Annotated in this window: 1 protein-coding gene and 1 pseudogene; one reads left to right on the forward strand and one right to left on the reverse strand. The window is 45.9% G+C overall.

Going from position 1 to position 529, the window contains the following annotated elements; all coding sequences use genetic code 11:
• A pseudogene (locus R7Z77_RS28210) lies at positions 1-220 on the forward strand (acyl-CoA thioesterase domain-containing protein); the annotation flags it as partial.
• Positions 221-284: 64 nt separating this feature from the next.
• Here the strand turns inward: R7Z77_RS28210 and R7Z77_RS28215 are convergent.
• Positions 285-529: hypothetical protein (locus R7Z77_RS28215; protein WP_318137419.1), on the reverse strand; the 245-nt coding region annotated here is incomplete at its 5' end.

Consider the following 529-nt stretch of genomic DNA (forward strand, 5'->3'; position numbering starts at 1 on the left):
ACATGAAGTGTCGTTAATGACGCCGAATTTCCAAGTTGCGACGATTGACCATTCAATCTGGTTCCATCGTCCCTTCAAGATGGATGAGTGGCTTTTGTACGCAATAGAAAGCCCAACGGCGAGTAATACTCGTGGCTTAGTGCGTGGCGAAATTTATAACCAGCAAGGTCATTTGGTGGCGACTGCCGTACAAGAAGGAGTCATGCGCTACACGAAGTAACCCGCGCGCATTAGACGCAAAAAGGAGTGCTCAGCACTCCTTTTTAGTAGGTATCAAACGATGATTAATTCGGTTGATACTTCATGGTTACCACTGACCACTCATAAAGTGATTTCGGATAGCCATACTTGCTTTTTCCGTACACCACATTTGGCTTGGCATAAAAACCGCCGTCATCACTCGCTAAGAACTCACGTTGACCGCGACGGTAGTACATGACTGGCGCTGCCAACTCATACTCAATATTTTCTAGTTTAGAGTCGTCAATCACTAAAAAGCGAGTCATACGAATCGTACTACCGTTCGCAC

This window comes from Vibrio sp. 1401 (assembly GCF_033340295.1).